Origin of the sequence: Borborobacter arsenicus, assembly GCF_003934165.1 — a bacterium.
Lineage (GTDB): Bacteria > Pseudomonadota > Alphaproteobacteria > Rhizobiales > Rhizobiaceae > Pseudaminobacter > Pseudaminobacter arsenicus.
In genome coordinates this window covers 26915-45582 of the sequence record NZ_RKST01000011.1, presented here as the reverse complement: position 1 = coordinate 45582, position 18668 = coordinate 26915, and the positions used below count along the sequence as shown (strand labels likewise).

Below are 18668 nucleotides of genomic sequence, written 5' to 3'. Positions count from 1 at the left end.
CTCGGCCCGCGCCAGGGCAGTCATGCCAGATACATATTTCATTTAGATGACAAACTAAAATTGTGAGCCATGGCCCCGGTGTCGCTACCGCAAAACGCCGCCATTGCCGCGTGCAAAACAGGATTCGCCGTCCTATATGGAGGCAACCAATCCCCATACGAGGCGCATCATGAGCGACGCACAAACGCAAATCCCCGTCACCGTGCTGACCGGCTATCTCGGCTCCGGCAAGACGACGCTGCTGAACCGCATCCTCTCCGAAAACCACGGCAAGCGCTATGCCGTCATTGTCAACGAGTTCGGCGAGATCGGCATCGACAACGATCTGATCGTGGAATCCGACGAGGAAATCTACGAGATGAACAATGGCTGCGTGTGCTGCACCGTGCGCGGCGACCTGATCCGCGTGGTCGAGGGCCTGATGCGCCGCCCCGGCCGCTTCGACGCCATCGTGGTGGAAACGACCGGCCTTGCCGACCCCGTGCCAGTGGCGCAGACCTTCTTCATGGACGACGATGTGCGCTCCAAAACCAAGCTCGACGCCGTGGTTGCCCTTGTCGATGCCAAGCATCTACCGCTGCGCCTGAAGGACAGCCGCGAGGCGGAAGACCAGATCGCCTTCGCCGATGTCGTGGTGCTCAACAAGACGGATCTGGTGACGGAAGAGGAACTGCGCGAGGTGGAAGCGACCGTGCGCGCCATCAATCCGGCAGCCAGGATCCATCGCACCCAGCGTTCGGGCGTCGACCTCAGGGAAGTGCTCGATCGCGGCGCCTTCGACCTGTCGCGCGCACTGGAGAACGACCCGCATTTCCTCGAAGCGCATGATCACGACCATGACCATGAATGCGGTCCCGACTGCGATCACGACCACCACCATCACCATGATCATCGCCACCATGATCACGACCATGGCGAAGCCTCCGCGATCCATGACGTGACGGTGCAGTCGGTTTCGCTGCGCGGCGCGGAAATGGACCCGAAGAAATTCTTCCCCTGGATCGAGAAGATCACCCAGCTTGAGGGACCCAACATCCTGCGCCTCAAAGGCATCATCGCCTTCAAGGACGATCCGGAACGTTATGTCGTCCAGGGCGTCCACATGATCGTCGAGGGCGACCACCAGCGTGCCTGGAAGGAGGGCGAGAAGCACGAAAGCCGTCTTGTCTTCATCGGCCGCGAACTCGATGCCGAACGGCTGAAGAACAGCTTCGACGCCTGCCAGGCGGCGTAGGACCGCCATTCTTGCTTGTGTGGATAGGGTCGGATAAGCACCCCTTTTTATCGGAAGTTTCGACCCTATGCCCACAGTCGCCCCTCTTGATCTCGAAGGCCACTGCATCGCCACGGCGTTCATCGGAGGCGTGCCTTATTTCGCGCTTGCCGATGGCGTCGTCCATCGCCTCGACCATGGCCATAAATGGACCGAGCTGCATGACGGACTGCTTTGCGCCACCTTCGATACTGCACAGCGCCGGCTGATCACCGGCGGTGAGGACGGCAAGGTCTGCGCGCTTGGCGCGAACGCCGAGACCGAGGCACTGGCCGAGATTGGCCGGAAGTGGGTCACTGCCGTGGCAATCGGGCCGCAAGGCGCAATCGCCTTTGCCACCGGCAAGATCGCCCATGTCCGCTTCGGCGATGGCAAGATCAAGGAATTCGCCCATCCGCGCTCGGTCGAGGGCCTGGCCTTCGCGCCGAAGGGCATGCGCTTCGGCGTCGCCCGCTACAATGGCGCGACGCTGCATTTCCCGGCGACCGAGGGCAAGCCGCTGGAACTGGAATGGGCGGGCGCGCATACCGGCATTACATTTTCGCCCGACGGCAATTTCGTCGTCACCACCATGCAGGAAAACGCCCTGCATGGCTGGAAGCTGGCAGACGGCAAGCACATGCGCATGAGCGGCTATCCGATGAAGGTCAAGAGCCTGTCCTGGAGCGCCAAGGGCAGATGGCTGGCAAGTTCCGGCTCCCCGGCAGCCATCGTCTGGCCGTTCCAGGCCAAGGACGGGCCGATGGGCAAGGCGCCGCTGGAACTCGGCACGCGCGGCAATGCCGCCGTCACCTGCGTTTCCTGCCACCCGAGCGAGGAGATCGTCGCCATCGGCTATAATGACGGCATGGTGCTTGCCGTCCGTTTCTCCGACCAGAAGGAAGTATTGCTGCGCCGCCCCGGCAAGGGCGCCATCACCGCCATGGCCTGGGACGAGGAGGAACGCCGCATCGCCTTCGGCTGCGAGGCTGGCGATTGCGGCGTGATCGACCTCACCGGCTGACACCTTCCGGAGGCACCATTGCCTGCCCCTGGGCGGCAGGCTACGAATCGCGCGCAATCGGCAGTCAGGCAGGCAATCTTGGCGACATCAAACGGCAGGGCCGCGACACAGGGCGGCGTCGGTCTGGCGCGAATAGACGAAATCCGGGCGCAGGAAGCAGAGGCCTTCCGCGCGGCGCGGCCGAAGTCACAAGCCGCCCTCGGCAATGGCCTTGCCGGTTTCTTCGGCGGCGTGCCGATGCACTGGATGCAGGATTGGCCGACGCCCTTCCCTATATTGGTCGAGAAAGCCAAGGGCGCCACCATTACCGATGTCGACGGCAACAGGCTTGCCGATTTCTGCCTCGGCGATACCGGCTCGATGTTCGGCCATTCGCCCGATCCGGTCGCGCGTGCCATCCGCCGCCAGAGCCGCCGGGGCTTGACCTATATGCTACCGTCGCCAGACGCACTTGGGCTCGGCGAATTGCTGGCGCAGCGCTTCGACCTGCCTCATTGGCAGATCGCCACCACCGCCTCCGACGCCAACCGCTTCGCCCTGCGCGTTGCCCGCGCGATCACCGGGCGTGAAAAGATCCTCGTCTTCAACGGCTGCTATCACGGCGCAGTGGACGAGACGTTCGTTCGCCTTCTCGACGGCAAACCGGCCAATAAGGCGGGGCTTGCCGGCGAGTTCCGCGACCTCACACAGAATACGCGCATCGTCGAGTTCAACGATCTCGCCGCCCTCGAAGCCGAGTTGGCACATGGCGATGTTGCCTGCGTCATCACCGAGCCGGTGCTGACCAATTGCTGCATGGTTCTGCCACAGCCCGGTTTCCTCGAGGGCGTGCGCAGCCTCACCCGCGCCGCAGGTACGCTGCTTCTCATCGACGAGACGCACACCATCTCCACCGGCCCAGGCGGCTATACGCGCAAGCATGGCCTGGAGCCCGATCTTTTCGTGCTCGGCAAACCGGTTGCCGGCGGCGTTCCCGCCAGCGTCTGGGGCATGAGCGAGGAGGTCGCCACCCGTTTTGCCGCTTACAACCGCGCCAAGGAGCCCGGCTATTCCGGCATCGGCACCACGCTCTCGGCCAATCCGCTCCAGTTTGCCGCCATGCGCGCCACGCTGGAGGAGGTCATGACCGAGGAAAATTACGCCCATATGGAAAAGCTCGCCGCCCGCCTCGCCGATGGGCTGGAAGCGGCGATCGCCCGCCACAGCCTGCCCTGGCATGTCGCCCGCGTCGGCGCGCGGGTCGAGTTCATCTGCGCGTCCGGACCGCTGAAGAACGGCAGCGAGGCCATGGCCGCCCACGCGCCAGAGCTTGAAGCAGCCATCCATGTCGCGCTGGTCAATCGCTGCGTGCTGATTGCGCCCTTCCACAATATGATGCTGATTTCGCCGGCCACGAAGAAACACCATGTCGACCGCCTTGTGGCTGCCTTCAGCGACATTGCCGGGAGACTTGCAGCGTGATGGATCTTGGCACCCCCTCGAAACTGCTAATCTCCCCCCTTGAGGGGGAGATGCCCGGTAGGGCAGAGGGGGGTGTGACCACATTTCGTGATAAGAGCATTCAACCATGATCTCACCTTCCGGCTCGACCATTGACGAGGCAAAGGCCTTTCTGGAGGCGCATCCGGAAATCGAAGCCTTCGACATCGTGCTGATCGACGTCAACGGCATCGGCCGCGGCAAGATCATCCGCCGCCACGAACTGATAGGCCTATACAAGGGCGGCCGGCACCTGCCGATCTCCATTCTCGGCCTCGACATCACCGGCGAGGATGTGCACGAAACCGGCCTGATCTGGGACCAGGGCGACGGCGATCTGCGCGCCTGGCCGATCCCCTTCACGTTGAAGCCCCTCCATGGCACCAATCCGCCGCGCGGACAGGTGCTGATGTCGATGTTCCATCTCGACGGCGCACCGATGACTTCGGACCCGCGCCTGGCGCTGGTCCGCCAGGTCGAGGTGCTTGCGGCCAAGGGCCTTCATCCGGCCGGCGCCTTCGAGCTCGAATTTTTCCTGCTCGCCGGTGAACGCGACGCCGAAGGCCGCGTCCAGCCGGCCAATGCCGTGCTCGACGGGCGCAGCAGCGGCAAGACCGAGGTCTATTCGGTCGACCACCTGCATGGCATGGAGCCGCTGTTTTCCGACATCTACGCCGCTGCAAGGGCGCAGGACATTCCGGCCGAGACGGTGATTTCGGAATATGCTCCCGGCCAATACGAACTTACGCTGCACTATCGCAAGGACATTTTGCAGGCCGCCGACGACCTCATCATGCTCAAGCGGATCGTGCGGGCGCAGGCCCGCCGCCACGGCGTCACCGCCTGCTTCATGGCCAAGCCGATCGAAAAATATGCCGGCTCCGGCATGCATCTGCACGTTTCGCTGCAGGACGATGCCGGCAACAATGTCTTTGCCGAAGCGCAGCAAGGCACATGGTCGCCAACGCTGCTGCATGCGCTTGGCGGGCTTGCCGGCACCATGGCCGAATCCATGCTGGTCTTTGCCCCGCACGCCAATTCCTGGCGGCGCTTCGTGTCGCAATCCTATGCGCCGATTGCAGCGACCTGGGGTGTCAACAACCGTTCGGTCGCGCTGCGCGTGCCGGCCGGCGATACGAATAACCGGCGCATCGAGCATCGCCCCTCCGGCGTGGACGCCAACCCTTATCTGGTCGCCACCACCGTGCTTGCCGCCATCTCCAAGGGCCTTGCCGAACAGTTCGACCCCGGCCCGGAAACGACCGGCAACGGCTATGAGCAGGGCAACACCGACCATTCCATGCCGGCCGATTGGCGCCAGGCGATCGAAGCGGCAAAGGCATCCGAATTTCTCAAACATGCACTCGGCGAAGATCTGCACCGCACATTCACCGCGATCAAATATGCCGAATTGCTGCGCGTGGCGCGCACGGTGAGCGAACTCGACTATCACCTTTATCTGCACGAGGTGTAGCCACCTACCGCACCAATATCGCCCTGAGATCATTGACATTGGTGCCGGTCGGGCCAGGCACGAACAACCCCCCCACCGCATTGAACGCGGTCCAGGCATTGTTGCCGGCAAGCATGGCCTTGGCATCGATGCCGGTGGCACGCATGCGCGCCACCGTCATGCCATCGGCAAAGGCGCCGGCATTGTCTTCCGAACCATCGATGCCGTCGGTATCGGCGGCCAATGCATCGATACCGGCAACACCATCGATGCCGAGCGCGAAGGCCAGCAGAAACTCGCTGTTGCGGCCGCCCTTGCCCTTTGCGCGCAGCGTCACCGTGGTCTCGCCGCCCGAAAGGATCAGCACCGGCTTGGCAAATGGCCGGTCTCGGCCTGCCACTTCGCGCGCGATCGCGGCATGAACCGAGCCGACATTGCGCGCCTCGCCTTCGATCGAATCCGACAGGATGACGGCCTCGATACCCTGCCGGCGCGCCTCGGCCACGGCAGCCTCCAGCGACACGGCCGCGGACGCAATCAGTCGCACCTCGTTGCGGGCGAAGCGCTCGTCGTCCGGACGCGGGGCATCCGCCTGCGGCGAACCCAGATGCGCCATCACCCGTTCCGGCAGCTTCATGCCGTAGATGGAGACAATGCGCAGCGCATCCTCGCGTGAACTGCCATCGGGCACGGTCGGCCCGGAGGCGACCAGCGCCGGATTGTCGCCGGGAATATCGGAAACGATCAGCGACACCACGCGCGCCGGCCAGGCGGCGGCCGCCAGCCTGCCGCCCTTGATGGTCGAGACATGCTTGCGCACCGTATTCATCGCCGAGATCGGTGCGCCGGAAGCCAGCAGCGCCTCATTGACGGCGATCTCGTCGATCAGCGTCAGCCCGGCTGGAGGTGAGGGCAGCAGCGCCGAGCCGCCGCCCGACACCAGCGCTACCACCAGGTCATTTTCGGTGAGCCTGGAGACGGCTTCCAGCAAGGCTTTCGATGCCGCCAGCCCCGCCTCGTCCGGAACCGGGTGGGCCGCCTCCAGCACGCGCAGGCGCTCGCACTTCGCACCATAGCCGTAGCGCGTGACGATCACCCCTTCCAACGGCCCATCCCAAGCCTTCTCGAAGGCCGCCGCCATCTGCGCCGCCCCCTTTCCCGCGCCGATCACGACCGTGCGGCCCTTCGGCCGTTCGGGAAGATGTTTCGCTATCGTCAGTTCCGGATCGGCGGCAGCGACAGCCGCGTCGAAGATCGAGGTAAGGAATGGCCTGGGGTCAATCTGCGTCATGTCAACCGGTTGGATACGAGGTTGCGGATCGACACCGTTCTATGACGTGCAACACCGCTCAGGAAGTGGCAATCGTGCTTTTCGCTGCCCTTCCAGCCACATAAACCTCGCGAATAGCGCGGTCGTCGCCAAGCGTCTGGATGAGGAACAGTTCCTCGGCAAGCGTTTCCACCGTCTCCATCCTCAGCCGCATGGCAGGCGTCGCGCGCGAATCCAGCACTACGATATCGGCCTCTGTCCCGGCATCCAGCGTTCCCACCCGATCCGTCACCGATAGCGCCTCGGCATTGCCGCGCGTCATCTGCCAGAAGGAGGCGAAGGGGTTGAGCTTCTCGCCATTGAGCGCAATCACCTTGTAGCCCTCATCCATGGTGCGCAGCATGGAATAATTGGTGCCGCCCCCCACATCGCTCGCCGCCGCGATACGTAGTGGCTTTTCCCGCCGGCGGTAGCGCTGGTAGTCGAACAGGCCAGAGCCGAGAAACAGGTTGGAAGTGGGGCAGAACACCGCGACCGCGCCGGTCTCCGACAGCACGTCTGCCTCACGCTCGCAAAGATGGATGCAATGGCCGAGCAGCGTCTTGGCCCCCAACAGGCCGTAATGGGCGTAAATGTCGGTATAGTCCTTCGACCAGGGATAAAGCTCCCGCGTGAGCGCGATCTCGGCATGGTTTTCCGACAGATGCGTCTGCACATGCAGAGCGGGAAACTCACTTGCCAAAGCGCCTGCGGCCTCCATCTGCTCGGGCGAGGAGGTGATGGCAAAGCGCGGCGTGATCGCATAAAGCTGCCTGCCCTTGCCATGCCATTCCGCAATCAGCGCCTTGGTATCGTCATAGCTCGATTGCGGCGTGTCCAGCACGGTGTCCGGCGCGTTGCGGTCCATCATCACCTTGCCGGCAATGGTCAGCAGGTTTCGCTCATGCGTCTCGGCAAAGAAGGCTTCGGCCGACTGCTTGTGCACCGAGCAATAGGCTGCGACTGTCGTCGTGCCGTGGCGCAGCATTTCATCCACGAACAACCGCGCAATGCGCCTGCCATGCTGCGCATCGTTGAATTTCGATTCTTCGGGGAAAGTGTAGTTATTCAGCCAGTCCAGCAGTTCGGCGCCATAGGAGGCGATTACCTGCATCTGCGGGACATGCACATGCGCGTCGATGAAGCCGGGCAGCAGCAGGTGCGGCCGGTGGTCGATCGTCTCCACGCCCACGCCGGCTTGCGCCGCGATCTCGGCATAGCTGCCGGCGGCAATGATGCGCCCGTCGCGCATCAGCAGCCCGCCATCCTCCTCATAGACATAGGCGCCATGGTCGTCGACACTGTCGGGCCAGCGCCGGAAAGTGAGCGTGCGCCCGCGCAGGAGGGTAGCGGTCGAAGCGTTCGTCATTTTCCCACCCCCTCATACCAGGTCACCAGCAGCGCGCGTTCCTGCGGGGTGATCTGCGTGACATTGCCCGGCGGCATGGCGTGGCTGCGGCCCGCCTGCAGGTAGATCTCGCGGGCATGGGCAGCGATTTCCGCGTCGTTTTCCAGCATGACACCTTTTGGCGCGTGATAGATGCCCTCATAGGCAGGCTCGGCCGCATGGCACATCGAGCAACGGCCGAGAACCGTGTCGCGCACGGCCAGGAAATGCGCCGAGGCCACGAACATCTCGCTGCCGGCGGAAGCCGCCTGCTCCTCGCCCACCAGCACCTTGGGCACGGTCGACAGCCAGATCACCACGATGAACAGCACCAGCGCGGCGAGCCAGGTCCAGGTCGGGTTACCCTTGCGGGCATGCGTGGTGTTGAAATAGTGGCGGATCAGCACGCCGATGATGAAAACCAGCGAGGCGATGACCCAATTGAATTGAGTGCCGAACGCCAGCGGATAGTGGTTCGACAGCATCAGGAACAGCACCGGCAGCGTCAGATAGTTGTTGTGCAGCGAGCGCGTCTTGGCGATGCGGCCATATTTGGCGTCGGGCGTGCGCCCGGCAATCAGGTCGGCGACCACGATCTTCTGGTTGGGGATGATGACCAGGAACACATTGGCCGACATGATGGTGGCGGTGAAGGCGCCCAGATGCAGGAAGGCGGCGCGGCCGGTGAAAAGCTGCGTATAGCCCCAGGCGATCGCCACCAGTACGGCATAGAGCACCAGCATCAGCGTGGTGTCGTTCTTGCCCAGCGGCGACTTGCACAGGAGATCGTAGATCAGCCAGCCGAGCCCCAGCGACGCCAGCGAGATCAGGATGGCGACCGGCGCCGAGACGTCGAGCACGTTGCGGTCGATCAAAAACAGGTCGGCGCCGGCATAATAGATGATCGCCAGCAGCGCAAAACCGGTCAGCCAGGTCGTATAGGCCTCCCATTTGAACCAGGTCAGGTGTTCCGGCATCTGTTCGGGCGCCACCAGATATTTCTGGATATTATAGAACCCGCCGCCATGGACCTGCCATTCCTCGCCATAGGCGCCTTTCGGCAGGCCGGGGCGCTGCCGCAGGCCGAGATCGAGCGCGATGAAATAAAAGGACGAGCCGATCCAAGCGATGCCTGTGATGACATGCGCCCAGCGCACGCCAAAGCTCAGCCAGTCCCAGAAAATCGCGAAATCAGTCATTGCTACCCTCTCTGCCAGCAGCCGACTTTAAGTCCTTCCGTTCAAACGAAAAGAGGGGATGCAGGCGATGACTTTCAAAAAAAAATGTAAAATGCTAGCGTCGCTCCCACTCAGCCTACGCAGCGACGGATACGCATGGCTTATCTCGATAATATCGCCGTTTTCGTCCGCGTCGTCGAACTGGGCAATCTGTCGGCAGCCGGCCGCGATATGCGCATCTCGCCGGCGGTGGCGTCAAACCGCATCAAGGAACTTGAAAAGCATCTCGGCGTGCGGCTGTTCAACCGTACCACACGGCAGTTGATGCCGACCGAGCACGGCACGGTCTTCTACACCGGCGCCAAGCAGATTCTCGACGCCGTCATCGAGGCGGAGGCAGCCGTCAGCGCTCTTTCCGGCCAGCCGCGCGGCACCATCAGGGTCACCGCCCCACTCGGCCTGGGCCGCCGGCTGATCGCCTCCGGCATCCCGGAATTCCACGACAAATATCCCGATATCGAGGTGCGGCTCAGGCTTTCCGACCACAATGTCGACATCATGAAGGAGGGCATCGACGTCGCCTTCCGGCTGGGCCTCCTGGAGGATTCCAGCCTGCGCATGCGCGGCCTGATGGAGTGCGAGCGCGTGCTGGTGGCCTCGCCCGACTATCTGGAACGGCGCGGCACACCGCAGACGCCGCAGGAACTGATCGACAAGCGCCACGATTGCCTGATGCTGCGCTTTCCCGGCATGCGCGAGCATTTCTGGATGCTGACGACGCCCACCGGCCCGATGAAATTCGAGGTCCACGGCCCGTTCGATTCCGACGATGGCGACGTGCTGACCGGCTGGGCGCTGTCGGGCCGCGGCATCGTCAACAAGCCGCGCTTCGAGATCGAGCCCTATCTGCGGGAGGGCCGGTTCCGCATCCTCCTTCCCGACACCCCGCCTACCCCGATCCAGCTTGCCGCAATCTATCCGCACAAGAAGCTGCAGGACCCGAAAGTGCGCCTGCTGCTCGATTTTATGGCCGAGCGCTGCCAACGACTTATCCGCGAAATCCTGGCAGGCAAATAGCCGCATGGGTTGAGGAACCAAATCCGGCGACCCATGTTGTTGGCATGGGCGGGCGCACCCTTGCGTCCACTGACGGCCTGAGCATGTGGGGACCGGTTTTCGAGAAAGATCATGCTCCGGCGAGGAGAGCTTTTTTCAAGGAGTTTTGCATGACCACTCACTCAACCCGCAACGATCTCAAATCAAACGCCAAGAAGGTTTCGATCGAAGTCCTCAATGCCCGGCTGGCCGATGCCATCGACCTGGCGCTCATCACCAAGCAGGCGCATTGGAACGTCAAGGGTCCGCAATTCATCGCCATCCATGAGATGCTCGACACTTTCCGCACCGAGCTCGACACCCATGTGGACACCATCGCCGAGCGCGCCGTGCAGTTGGGCGGGACGGCGGTGGGCACTACCCAGACAGTGGCCGAGGCGACGCAGCTCAAGCCCTACCCGACCGACATCTTCAAGACCAAGGATCATCTGGCCGCCCTCATCGACCGCTATGCCGATGCCGCCAGGCTTGCGCGCGCGGCCATCGATGAGGCAGACGAGGCAGGAGACGCCGACACCGCCGACATCTTCACCGCCTATTCGCGTGCGCTCGACAAGTCGCTGTGGTTCCTGGAAGCCCATATCCAGGAAAAGGAGTGATTGGAGCATTTCCAGCAAAAGTGTGACGCGGTTTTGCGTCCGGAAATGCGTAAAAATAATAGCTTACAGCCGTTTTCGGTTCCATCTACATCAGACGGCTCTAGCGCGGTGCCAGGGTTCTCGCCGCAAGCGCCGTCATGATTTCGGCAGCGGCCAGCGCGGCAATCACCGCCGGCCGCTTGTCCCTCACCGCCTCGCCACCGATCGGCGTGATCAGACGAGCGAACTCGGCCTCGGTGCCGCCGGCGGTCTTGAGATACCAGCTGCGGCAGGTGGCCTTCTTGGTCTTCGAGCCGATCATGCCGACATAGGCGGCATCCCCGCGCTTCAGCGCCTCGCCGACGATCAGGAAATCCAGCGCGTGGTCATGGGTCAGCACGACGAAGGCCGAAGCCGGCGGCGCCTCACGCACCACTTCCTCGGGCACTGGCGTCAGCTTTTTGTCTACCGCCGCCGGCATGCCCTCCAGCGCATCGGCGCGCGTTTCCACCACCTGCACATGCACCGGCAGCAGCGAGAAGGCAGCCGCAAGGGCCGTGCCGACATGCCCGCCGCCGAAGACATAGACATGCGGACGCGCCCGGTCTTCCCGCCGGGCCTGCGCGATTAGATCGGCCTTCAACGCATCGTCGACAAGGCGGATGGCAAGCGCGACGCGGCCGCCGCAGCACTGGCCGATTTCCGGCCCGAGCGGAATGTCGAGCCCCGCGCGCAATGCGCCGTCGCGCAGCAATTCACGTGCGCGATGGATTGCCATGAATTCAAGTTGCCCGCCGCCGATCGTGCCGTGGATCCGCTCGTGGGAAACCAGCATGCTCGCACCACTTTCGCGCGGGGTCGAGCCCTTCGCCTCCGCCACCTCCACCAGCGCCACCGGCGCCTGCGCTTCGATGAAGTCTTTCAGCTCCTCAGTGGGCGAGGTCATGATAGCCTCGCCTGCCGGGAAATCATGCGCTCCTTCACACCCCCCTCTGGCCTGCCGGCCATCACCCCCTCAAGGGGGGAGATCATCTGTCGGCTATGCCTTCCCCAATCTGCAAGGTTGCAGGAGAAACGGAGAGATTGAAGCTGCTGATCTCCCCCCTTGAGGGGGTGATGGCCGGCAGACCAGAGGGGCGCGAGAAGGAGCGATGCCATTTCACGAATATAGTTGTTTGTTGCCCGTCCCGCTATTTCGCCGCCTCGGCCTTCACCCGCTCGATCGTCATCAGCACCCGCTCGGGCGTTGCCGGTGCGTCGAGACGCGGGCAGATCTTGTGGTCGGCGACACTTGCCACCGCATCCGACAGCGCATGCAGCACCGACATGCCGAGCGGGAATGGCGGCTCGCCCACCGCCTTGGAGCGGTGCACGGCCGGCTCGGCATTTTCCGACCAGTCGGCCAGCGTGACGTTGAATATCTTCGGCCGGTCGGAGGCGAGCGGGATCTTGTAAGTCGAGGGCGCATGGGTGCGCAGCCTGCCCTTGTCGTCCCAGACCAGTTCTTCCGTCGTCAGCCAGCCGGCGCCCTGCACGAAACCGCCCTCGATCTGGCCGATATCGATCGCCCGGTTCAGCGACCGGCCGGTCTCGTGCAATATGTCGGTGCGCTCGATCACATATTCGCCGGTCAGCGTATCGACCGAAACCTCTGAACAGGCCGCGCCATAGGCGAAATAATAGAACGGATGACCGCGGCCCTTGTCGCGGTCCCAATGGATTTTCGGCGTTTTGTAGAAGCCGGCTGCCGAAAGCTGAATGCGGGCGTTGTAGGCCTGGCGCACCAGTGCGGCAAAGGAGATTTCCTCATTGCCGATGCGCACCCGGTTGGGCAGGAAGATCACCTGGTCCTTCGCCACCTGATGCGCCTCGGCGGCGAAATCGATCAGCCGGTCCTTGATCTGGCGGGCCGCATTCTGCGCCGCCATGCCGTTGAGGTCGGACCCCGACGAGGCCGCCGTGGCAGACGTATTGGGCACCTTGCCGGTGGTGGTGGCGGTGATCTTCACCCGGTCGATGTCGATCTGGAATTCCTCGGCCACCACCTGCGCCACCTTGACATAGAGCCCCTGCCCCATCTCGGTGCCGCCATGGTTGAGATGCACCGAGCCGTCCGTATAGACATGCACCAGTGCGCCGGCCTGGTTGAACTGCGTGGCGGTGAACGAGATGCCGAACTTCACCGGCGTCATGGCGATACCGCGCTTGATGATGCGGCTATTGGCATTGAAGGCCGCGATCTCGCGCCGCCGGCCGGCATAGTCCGCGCTCTTTTCCAGATCGGCGACGATGCGCTGGATGATGTTGTCTTCCACCGTCTGGTGATAGGGCGTCACATTGCGGTCGCCCTTCTTGTCACCACTTGGGCCGTAGAAATTCTTCTTGCGGATTTCGAGCGGGTCCTTGGCCGTAGCGAACGCCACCTCATCAATGACACGTTCGGCCCCGACCATGCCCTGCGGCCCGCCGAAGCCGCGGAACGCCGTATTGGACACGGTGTTGGTGTAAAGCGGCGCCGATACGGCATTCACCGCCGGCCAGTAATAGGTGTTATCGCAGTGGAAAAGCGCCCGGTCGGTCACCGCGCCCGACAGGTCGGCCGAGAAGCCGCAGCGCGCCCCAAAGATAAAGTCGACACCGAGTATATTGCCCTCATCGTCAAAGCCGACGTCGTAGTCGATGACGAAGTCGTGGCGCTTGCCGGTCGCGGTCATGTCGTCGTCGCGATCGGGCCGCAGCTTGACCGCGCGTTTCAGCTTCTTGGCCGCGATCGCCGCAATGGCGGCGAACTGGTTGGACTGGGTTTCCTTGCCGCCGAAGCCGCCGCCCATGCGCCGCACTTCGACCGTGACGGCATGGGACGAGACGCCGAGCGCATGCGAAACCATGTGCTGCACTTCGCTCGGATGTTGGGTAGAGGAATAGACGGTGACATCGTGGTCCTCGCCCGGAATGGCAAGCGCGATATGGCCTTCCAGATAGAAATGGTCCTGGCCGCCGACCCGCATCTTGCCGGTGATGCGGCGCGGCGCCTTGCCGATCGCCTCCTTGGCATCGCCGCGCTGAAGCCGCAGCGGCTTGGTGACGAGCTTGTCCTTCAGCGGGTCAAGCCCACCGATATCGGTCACGAAGGGCAGTTCCTCATAGTCGATCTTCGCCAGCTTGCAGGCGCGCCGTGCCTGTTCGCGCGTTTCGGCGATCACGGCAAAGATCGGCTGGCCGTGGAACTGCACCTTGCCCTCAGCCAGAACCGGCTCGTCATGCAGGCCGGTGGGCGAAATATCGTTCTCGCCGGGCACATCGGCAGCGGTCAGCACATCGACCACGCCGGGAGCCGCCCGCACCGCAGCAAGGTCCATCGCGCGTATTTTGCCGTGGGGAACCGTGGAGAGACCGAGGCAAGCATGCAGCGTGCCGGCAGGTTCGGCCATGTCGTCGATATATACCGCCGTGCCGGTGACGTGCTTATGCGCCGAATCGTGCCGCTGCGAGGTGGCAACCCCGCCGAGGATCTTCTCTGCCTTGAGATTGGGCGTGTGCTTGGTCATGGCCATTCCTTCATGCCGCCTCATGCCGGGATATCTGCAGCGGCGCGGTGCCGCCCTGCGTCTCGGCAAGGAAGCGCAGCAGCAGGTTACGCGAGGCGAGCATGCGATACTCCGCTGTCGCGCGCATGTCGGAGAGCGGCGTGAAATCCTCGCCATAGGCGTCGAGCGCGGCTTCCACGGTTGCTTGCGTCCATTTACGCCCCAGCAGCGCCTTCTCCACCGCCTTTGCCCGCTTCGGCGTCGCCGCCATGCCGCCATAGGCGATGCGGATGGAGGCAACCGTGCCATCCGCACCGAGCGTCAGGTTGAAGGCTCCGAGCGTTGCCGTGATGTCCTCGTCGCGCCGCTTGGTGATCTTGTAGACGGAAAAATGGCTGCCCCTGGCCGGCACCGGCACATGCACCGCTTCCACGAATTCACCCGGCTGCCGGTCCTGCTTGCCATAGGCGATGAAGAATTCTTCCAGCGGGATCGTGCGCCGCGCGGTGCCCTTGCGCAGCGTCAGCGTCGCACCGAGCGCAATGAAGGGCGGCGGCGTGTCGCCGATCGGCGAGCCATTAGCGATGTTGCCGCCGATCGTGCCCATATTGCGCACCTGCTCGCCACCAATCCGGTCGATCAGTGGCCCAAGCGCCGGAATGCGCTTCGAAAGCGTCGCAAATGCCTCGCTGTAGGTCACGCCCGCGCCGATCGTGATGACGCCGTCTTCTTCCGAAACGCTCTTCAACTCATCGAGATGGCCGATGAACACCACCGGCGAAATCTCGCGCATGAACTTCGTCACCCACAGCCCGACATCGGTGGAGCCGGCAACGATCGTCGCCTTCGGCTCAGCCTCCAGGATTGCGGCAAGATCGTCCACGCTTGCCGGCACCAGCAGGCGCTTCCCGTCTATATTGATCTCGACGCGGGCGCCGTCATTCATCGCCGCCAGCCGCGCGACGATGCTTTCACGCTCGCGCTTCAACGGGTCTTGCGCCACCTTACCATAGTCCGAGATCCCGCGGGCGGCGCGGATGATCGGCTCATAGCCGGTGCAGCGGCACAGATTGCCCTGCAGCGCCTTTTCGATCGCCGCATCGGAGGGCTTCGGCTCGCGCATCCACAGCGCATAAAGCGACATCACGAAGCCCGGCGTGCAGAAGCCGCATTGCGAGCCATGGAAATCCACCATCGCCTGCTGCACCGGGTGCAGCTTGCCGCTGCCGTCGCCCAGATGCTCCACCGTCACCACATGGCAGCCGTCGAGCGAGCCGGTGAAACGGATACAGGCATTGACGCCTTCATAGACGAGCTTTCCGCCCGAAAGCCGTCCGACCAGCACCGTGCAGGCACCGCAATCGCCTTCGGCGCAACCTTCCTTGCTGCCGCGCAGGCTGCGGCGCAAGCGCAGATAATCCAGCAGCGTCTCGTCGGGAGCGACATCGGCCAGCGCGACATCCTCGCCATTGAGGATGAAGCGGATTTCGTTGCGTATCGCGGCCATACTCATGTCAACTCCCCCTGTAGGTCGAATAGCCATAGGGCGAAATCAGCAGCGGCACGTGATAATGCGCCCTTTCGGCCATGCCGAAGCGGATCGGCACAATGTCGAGGAAGGCCGGCTGCGGCAGCGCCGCGCCGCTGGCGCGCAGATAGGCGCCGGCAGCGAAAACGAGTTCATATTCGCCGGTCCGGAACGCCTCGCCCTGCAGCAGCGGCTCGTCGCAGCGCCCATCCGCATTGGTCGTCACCGTCTTCAGATGCGTGCGCGCCTCGCCTTCCAGCCTGAACAGCGAGATCGACAGGCCGGCCGCGGGCTTGCCCGAAGCCGTATCCAGCACATGGGTCGTCAGGCGCCCGCCATCGCTGTTTACCATTCCGCCTCCCTCGCCATCCCAGGCCAACGACGATCACTTGATGCCTTGGGGTCGCATATCTGCCGATACTGCGCCAAATAGTCATCCTGTATAAGCCCCTGGCGGCGTCCGTGCCCCCAAAAAGACTTTCAAAAATAAAGAGGGGAATGCATCGCGCGCCACATCGACTATTCTCGCCGTGAAAATCGGCATCCGCGCCCGGGGGTAACCATGCGATACAAGAGAGACATGCGCGGCTATGGCGCAAATCCGCCCGATCCGAAATGGCCAGGCGGCGCTCATGTCGCCGTGCAATTCGTCGTCAATTACGAGGAAGGCGGCGAAAACTGCATTCTACACGGCGACAAAGCCTCGGAGGCCTTCCTGTCCGAAATCACCGGCGCCGTGCCTTGGCAGGGCATCCGGCACTGGAACATGGAATCGATCTACGAATATGGCGCGCGCGCCGGCTTCTGGCGGCTCCACCGCATGTTCACCGCCGCCAATGTCCCCGTCACCGTCTATGGCGTCGCCACTGCCCTTGCCCGCTCGCCCGACCAGGTCGCTGCCATGCAGGAAGCCGGCTGGGAAGTCGCCTCGCACGGGTTGAAATGGATCGATTATCGCGACCATTCGCCGGAGGATGAACGCCGCGACATCGAGGACGCAATCCGCCTGCACGCGGAAGTCACCGGCACGCGGCCAAGCGGCTGGTACACTGGCCGCACTTCGGACAATACGGTTCGCCTTGTGGCCGAACTCGGCGGCTTTGACTACATTTCCGATACTTACGACGACGATCTGCCCTATTGGCTCGATCATGACGGCCATGGCAACGCGATCCCGCCGCAACTCATCATCCCTTATACGCTCGACGCCAACGACATGCGCTTTGGAATTCAGGCCGGCTTCTCGAACGGCGAGCAGTTCTACACCTATCTGAAGGACGCGTTCGATTCCCTCTATGCCGAAGGCAAGGCAGGCAGGCCCAGGATGATGACCATCGGCCTGCATTGCCGGCTCATCGGCAGGCCTGGCCGGGCCGCCGCCCTCCAGCGCTTCATCGATTATGTAAAGAGCCACGACAAGGTCTGGCTGCCGCGCCGCATCGACATTGCCCGCCACTGGCAGGAGCATCACCCCTATCAGGCCCCGGCGCTGCGGCCCTCGCGCATGGCTTCGGACGAATTCGTCAAGGCCTTCGGCGGCATCTTCGAACATTCGCCCTGGATCGCCGAGCGCGCCTTCAAGCTTGAGCTTGGCCCCGCCCATGACAGCGCCGGCGGCCTGCACAACGCGCTCTGCCGTGCCTTCCGCTCGGCCTCGGCCGAAGCGCGGCTCGGCGTCCTCACCGCCCACCCGGACCTTGCCGGCAGGCTTGCGGCGGCAAAACGCCTGACGCCGGAATCGACCAGCGAGCAGGCCTCGGCCGGCCTCGATGCGCTGACCGACGCCGAACGCGAAAAATTCACCAAGCTCAACGCCGCCTATGTCGAACGCTTCGGCTTTCCCTTCATCATGGCGGTGAAGGGCAGGACCAAGGACGAGATCCTTGCCGCCTTCGAAACCCGCATCGGCAATGATCGTGACACCGAATTTGCAACCGCCTGCAAGCAGGTCGAGCGTATCGCCCTGCTACGCCTCAAAGACCTCTTGCCTGAGTAAAAGGACCAGAGCATATGGCCCGCAATTATTACGCCCCGACCGGCGGTCATTCGCTGCAAACAGAGCTGCTGACCGGCCGCGCCGTGTTCACGGAAGCCTATGCTGTCATTCCCAGAGGCACGATGCAGGATATCGTCACCAGCTTGCTGCCCTTCTGGGACAAGACGCGCGCATGGGTGCTGTCGCGGCCCTTGTCCGGCTTTGCCGAGACCTTCTCGCAATACATCATGGAAGTGCAGCCGGGCGGCGGCAGCGACAGGCCGGAGCTTGACGCGGGCGCGGAGGGCGCGCTCTTCGTGGTCGGCGGCGCGTTGACCGTCACGCTCGACGGCAAGAAGCACGAGATGCGCCCCGGCGGTTTCGCCTTCATCCCGCCCGCGTCCAACTGGACGGTGCGCAACGAAGGCTCAGGGGCCGCGCGCTTCCACTGGATTCGCAAGGCCTATGAATTCGTCGACGGTATCGAGGTTCCGCAAGCTTTCTTTGCCAATGAGGCCGAGATCGAGCCGGCACCGATGCCCGACACGGAGGGCAAATGGGCGACGACGCGCTTCGTCGATCCCACCGACATCCGCCACGACATGCATGTGACCATCGTCACCTTGCAGCCGGGTGCGGTGATCCCTTTTGCCGAAACCCATGTGATGGAACACGGCCTCTATGTGCTCGAAGGCAAGGCCGTCTACCGGCTCAACCAGGATTGGGTCGAGGTCGAGGCCGGCGACTATATGTGGCTGCGCGCCTTCTGCCCGCAGGCCTGCTATGCTGGCGGCCCCGGCAATTTCCGCTACCTGCTCTACAAGGACGTCAACCGCCACATGAAGCTTCCAAGGCGCTGATC

General features: G+C 63.3%; 15 protein-coding genes. 8 read left to right on the top strand and 7 right to left on the bottom strand.

Annotated elements, in window-relative coordinates:
• The first annotated feature begins 169 nt into the window (after positions 1-169).
• The 4 genes from EET67_RS15020 (at position 170) to EET67_RS15005 (ending at position 5229) form a co-directional block, all read left to right on the top strand.
• Complete coding sequence (locus EET67_RS15020; protein ID WP_128627011.1) at positions 170-1234, top strand: CobW family GTP-binding protein; 1065 nt, start codon at positions 170-172, stop codon at positions 1232-1234.
• Between the two features lie 67 nt (positions 1235-1301).
• On the top strand, positions 1302-2276 hold the full coding sequence (locus EET67_RS15015) for a WD40 repeat domain-containing protein (protein ID WP_128627010.1): 975 nt from the start codon (positions 1302-1304) through the stop codon (positions 2274-2276).
• A 78-nt stretch (positions 2277-2354) separates the two neighbouring features.
• A complete protein-coding gene (locus EET67_RS15010; protein ID WP_128627009.1) occupies positions 2355-3737 on the top strand; it encodes an aspartate aminotransferase family protein in 1383 nt (460 codons plus the stop codon).
• Between the two features lie 106 nt (positions 3738-3843).
• The gene (locus tag EET67_RS15005; protein WP_128627008.1) at positions 3844-5229 is read left to right on the top strand and encodes a glutamine synthetase family protein; all 1386 of its coding nucleotides are present in this window, start codon (positions 3844-3846) and stop codon (positions 5227-5229) included.
• A 4-nt stretch (positions 5230-5233) separates the two neighbouring features.
• On the opposite strand, the gene EET67_RS15000 is transcribed toward EET67_RS15005, so the two are convergent.
• From EET67_RS15000 to EET67_RS14990, 3 genes are read right to left on the bottom strand one after another with little or no spacing between them, the layout of a single operon-like run.
• A complete protein-coding gene (locus EET67_RS15000) occupies positions 5234-6499 on the bottom strand; it encodes a glycerate kinase type-2 family protein (protein WP_128627007.1) in 1266 nt (421 codons plus the stop codon).
• A gap of 58 nt (positions 6500-6557) precedes the next feature.
• Positions 6558-7886, bottom strand: coding sequence for a guanine deaminase (guaD, locus tag EET67_RS14995; RefSeq protein ID WP_128627006.1), 1329 nt, complete (start codon positions 7884-7886; stop codon positions 6558-6560).
• Positions 7883-9103 carry a urate hydroxylase PuuD gene (locus EET67_RS14990; RefSeq protein ID WP_128627005.1) on the bottom strand — a complete coding sequence of 407 codons (1221 nt, stop codon included), beginning with the start codon at positions 9101-9103 and terminating at the stop codon, positions 7883-7885. Before EET67_RS14990 ends, guaD begins: the two co-directional genes overlap by 4 nt.
• 135 nt (positions 9104-9238) lie before the next feature.
• On the opposite strand from EET67_RS14990, the gene EET67_RS14985 reads away from it, so the two are divergent.
• Both EET67_RS14985 and dps read left to right on the top strand, forming a co-directional pair.
• Positions 9239-10159 carry a LysR family transcriptional regulator gene (locus EET67_RS14985; protein WP_128627004.1) on the top strand — a complete coding sequence of 307 codons (921 nt, stop codon included), beginning with the start codon at positions 9239-9241 and terminating at the stop codon, positions 10157-10159.
• A 149-nt stretch (positions 10160-10308) separates the two neighbouring features.
• Positions 10309-10797 (top strand): DNA starvation/stationary phase protection protein Dps, encoded by a 489-nt coding sequence (gene dps / locus EET67_RS14980; RefSeq protein WP_128627003.1) that lies wholly within the window; start codon positions 10309-10311, stop codon positions 10795-10797.
• Positions 10798-10897: 100 nt separating this feature from the next.
• Here the strand turns inward: dps and xdhC are convergent, their stop codons facing one another.
• The 4 genes from xdhC to uraH form a co-directional block, all read right to left on the bottom strand.
• Positions 10898-11722 carry a xanthine dehydrogenase accessory protein XdhC gene (xdhC, locus tag EET67_RS14975; RefSeq protein ID WP_128627002.1) on the bottom strand — a complete coding sequence of 275 codons (825 nt, stop codon included), beginning with the start codon at positions 11720-11722 and terminating at the stop codon, positions 10898-10900.
• A gap of 244 nt (positions 11723-11966) precedes the next feature.
• Entirely contained in the window at positions 11967-14324 is a 2358-nt protein-coding gene (gene xdhB / locus EET67_RS14965) for a xanthine dehydrogenase molybdopterin binding subunit (RefSeq protein ID WP_128627001.1), read from the bottom strand.
• A 10-nt stretch (positions 14325-14334) separates the two neighbouring features.
• Entirely contained in the window at positions 14335-15816 is a 1482-nt protein-coding gene (gene xdhA, locus EET67_RS14960) for a xanthine dehydrogenase small subunit (RefSeq protein WP_128627000.1), read from the bottom strand.
• Between the two features lies 1 nt (position 15817).
• The gene (uraH, locus tag EET67_RS14955; RefSeq protein WP_128626999.1) at positions 15818-16183 is read right to left on the bottom strand and encodes a hydroxyisourate hydrolase; all 366 of its coding nucleotides are present in this window, start codon (positions 16181-16183) and stop codon (positions 15818-15820) included.
• Positions 16184-16393: 210 nt separating this feature from the next.
• On the opposite strand from uraH, the gene puuE reads away from it, so the two are divergent.
• Both puuE and EET67_RS14945 read left to right on the top strand, forming a co-directional pair.
• The gene (gene puuE, locus EET67_RS14950; RefSeq protein ID WP_128626998.1) at positions 16394-17827 is read left to right on the top strand and encodes an allantoinase PuuE; all 1434 of its coding nucleotides are present in this window, start codon (positions 16394-16396) and stop codon (positions 17825-17827) included.
• A gap of 14 nt (positions 17828-17841) precedes the next feature.
• Positions 17842-18666 carry a bifunctional allantoicase/(S)-ureidoglycine aminohydrolase gene (locus EET67_RS14945; RefSeq protein ID WP_128626997.1) on the top strand — a complete coding sequence of 275 codons (825 nt, stop codon included), beginning with the start codon at positions 17842-17844 and terminating at the stop codon, positions 18664-18666.
• Positions 18667-18668 lie beyond the last annotated feature (2 nt).